This is a genomic window from Cupriavidus sp. (assembly GCF_057315035.1).
The window spans coordinates 1-2854 of the sequence record NZ_DBHKYV010000082.1; the positions used below are offsets into that span (position 1 = coordinate 1).

3 protein-coding genes and 1 pseudogene are annotated in these 2854 nt (G+C 61.8%); 1 reads left to right on the forward strand and 3 read right to left on the reverse strand.

From position 1 onward, the window contains the following. Positions 1-212 precede the first annotated feature (212 nt). Positions 213-692 (forward strand): hypothetical protein, encoded by a 480-nt coding sequence (locus ACO550_RS39340; RefSeq protein ID WP_315598904.1) that lies wholly within the window; start codon positions 213-215, stop codon positions 690-692. A gap of 84 nt (positions 693-776) precedes the next feature. Here the strand turns inward: ACO550_RS39340 and ACO550_RS39345 are convergent, their stop codons facing one another. The 3 genes and pseudogenes from ACO550_RS39345 to ACO550_RS39355 all read right to left on the reverse strand — a co-directional run. Continuing rightward, positions 777-1814, reverse strand: coding sequence for a branched-chain amino acid ABC transporter permease (locus ACO550_RS39345; protein ID WP_485995174.1), 1038 nt, complete (start codon positions 1812-1814; stop codon positions 777-779). Then, a complete protein-coding gene (locus ACO550_RS39350; RefSeq protein ID WP_315598905.1) occupies positions 1814-2701 on the reverse strand; it encodes an ABC transporter permease subunit in 888 nt (295 codons plus the stop codon). The genes ACO550_RS39345 and ACO550_RS39350 overlap by 1 nt, the downstream gene beginning before the upstream one ends. Positions 2702-2717: 16 nt before the next feature. Beyond that, a pseudogene (locus ACO550_RS39355) lies at positions 2718-2854 on the reverse strand (ABC transporter ATP-binding protein); the annotation flags it as partial.

Here is a 2854-nt window from a genome sequence, read left to right on the forward strand (position 1 = left end):
GCTACCGTCCGAGCCCGTGGCTGTGGCGCCGTGCCGGACTTGGCCTGTCGCTGCTCGCGACAGAAGCCTGACGTCGCGGGACGGGCACGATCTTGCAACTCCTTCTTTCCGGCTCACGAAGTAATCGCCTCCAGGTTCGCGGGCTGCGCTTTCCATTCCCGGTGGCGGCAGAAATCGAGTGCGGTGAATGCGCGGTATGGTTGCCCGGAGAAATGCGCGACCCTGACGCGCTTGCGCCGGAATGGATCCCTCCGCTAGAGCTGGTCAATGTGAGGGTGGCGTTGGACTCTCGCGTATCGTTTCGTCGACTGCTTCCGCCGCATCCCCACGCTGCGCCGCAGTGGGCGCGTTCACGCGACAAGCCGGTTACCGCCGCGCTGTCCCTGGCCGTCTTTGGGCGCCCCGATGCGGCGTGGCACGCCGGCGCGGCCACGCTGACGCTCGGCCTCAAGAGCAGTGCATCGTTGTCTCGTCGACTGCTCAAGGAGGGCGAGTGCCTGCGCGATATCGTGGTCACTCAGCGTCTGATGCGCGTACTGTTCGATCTTGCCGACGGCAAGCCCCTTTCGCTTGCCCCACATCGCTACGGCTTTCCAGATCGATGCCGTCTGGAGAACGCCCTCTTCGACCGGTTTCGCCTGGTACCTGACTTGCTTACTCAGCCACCGGCGGGAATTGACCGGGCAGCCTGACGCTGCCGTCCTATCTCTCCCGAAAGCAAAAAGTCCTGTTGCCAAATCGGCAACAGGACTTTCTTGCAGGACAGCGCGCGTTCTTCAACAACGATTGCGACGATGCGTCAGCCAGTCATGGAGCGCGCCAACAACGCCACGCCGGAATCCAAGGACACACAGGATGAAGATGACACCGGTCACCAGTGTCACCGACTCGCCCAGTGACGCGAGCCATTCCACACCCGTCACGTTTGCAACCGCCGCGCCGATTTCACCGAGCTTGTTTTCCAGCAAGACGATGACTATGGCACCAACCACCGGACCACTGAGCGTCCCCATGCCGCCGACTAGCGTCATCAAGATGACCGCGCCCGACATCGTCCAATGAACGTCCGACAGCGTCGCAAAGCCCAGCACCAGCGCCTTCATCGATCCCGCCAGGCCTGCAAGTACCGCCGACAGCACGAACGCCATCAGTTTGAAGCGATCCGTGCTGTAGCCGAGCGAGATCGCGCGACCCTCGTTCTCTTTCACAGCGCGCAGCAGCTGGCCGAACGGTGAACTGACGATGCGCGCGACAAGCGCCATCGCCGCCAGGAACAGCACCACCACCAGATAGTAAAGCGCCAAGTCCGAAGACATGTCGATCCAGCCAAACAGCGCGCCACGCGGCACCCCCTGCAAACCGTCCTCGCCACCCGTCTGCGGCGTCTGCAGGCATACGAAGAAGAACATCTGCGCCAAGGCCAGCGTGATCATCGCGAAGTAGATGCCTTGCCGGCGAATGGCCAGCAAGCCCATTACCAACCCGATCCCGGCGGCCGTCAGCACGCCGGCAAGCAGACTTGCTTCGGTACTGAATTGCCAATGCTTGGCTGCATAGCCCGCGACATAACCCGCACCTCCAAAGAACGCCGCATGCCCGAAGGACAGCAACCCGGTGTAGCCAAGCAGCAGATTGAACGACGCCGCGAATAGCGCGAAACACAGGATCTTCATGACGAAGACCGGATATACCCCCGCATAAGGAGCCACCAGCAATGCTGCCGCCAGGGCGATGCCCACATACGTCGATGCGCGGGTCCGGATGAACGGCTTGCCAGATTGCGTCAGGGTCGAAGAGAGAGAAACTTCAGTCATCACTTTTCCTTGCCAAACAATCCCGCCGGTCGCAGCAGGAGAACTATGACCATCACCACGAACACCACGGTCGAAGACGCTTCCGGATAGACCACCTTGGTCAAGCCTTCGATCACCCCCAGGCCTAGTCCGGTCACGACGGCGCCCAGAATCGAACCCATGCCGCCGATCACCACCACGGCGAACACGACGATGATCAGGTTCTGGCCCATCAGTGGCGAGACCTGAATCACCGGCGCGGCCAGTACGCCCGCGAACGCGGCCAGTGCCACGCCGAAGCCGTAGGTCAGCGTCACCATCAGCGGCACGTTGACGCCGAATGCTTCAACGATCTTGGGGTTCTCCGTTCCCGCACGCAGGTACGCACCGAGCTTGGTCTTCTCTATGGTGTACCAGGTGGCCACGCAGACGCTCAGCGACGCCACGACGACCCATGCGCGATAGTTCGGCAGGATCATGAATCCGACGTCGCTGGCACCTTGGAGCACCTCGGGCGCGGAGTATGGCAGACCCGAAACGCCATAGACCGAACGCAGCACGCCTTCGATGACGAGCGTAATCCCAAGAGTCAACAGCAAGCCGTAGATGTGGTCGAGCTTGTAGATCCAGCGCAGCATCGTCTTCTCGATGACCACGCCAAGCACCGCCACCGCGAGCGGCGAGAGCACCAGCATCACCCAGTAGTTGAGCCCCGCGTACTCCATGCCGGCCCATGCCAGTACCGCCCCCAGCATGAAGAGCGCACCATGCGCGAAGTTGATCACGTTGAGCAGACCGAAGATCACGGCCAGCCCAAGGCTCAGCATGGCGTAGAACGCGCCATTGACCAGCCCCAGCAGCAGCTGGGACAGCAGCGCCGGCAGGGGAATTCCGATATCAAAAGTCATTGCATTCCCTATGTCGTTACACGCCAAGCAGTTCGTTGAGCACCGGCATCTTGGCCTGCAACTCGTCGGCGGCGAAGCGCTCGACAATGGCACCGTGCTCCATCACGTAGAAGCGGTCGGCCAGCGGCGCGGCAAAGCGGAAGTTCTGCTCCA

What these genes read in the sequence shown, in the direction of transcription:
- ACO550_RS39345 (WP_485995174.1), bottom strand. Translation starts at nt 1,814, where the DNA reads ATGACTGAAGTTTCTCTCTCTTCGACCCTGACGCAATCTGGCAAGCCG.
- ACO550_RS39340 (WP_315598904.1), top strand. Translation starts at nt 213, where the DNA reads ATGCGCGACCCTGACGCGCTTGCGCCGGAATGGATCCCTCCGCTAGAG.
- ACO550_RS39350 (WP_315598905.1), bottom strand. Translation starts at nt 2,701, where the DNA reads ATGACTTTTGATATCGGAATTCCCCTGCCGGCGCTGCTGTCCCAGCTG.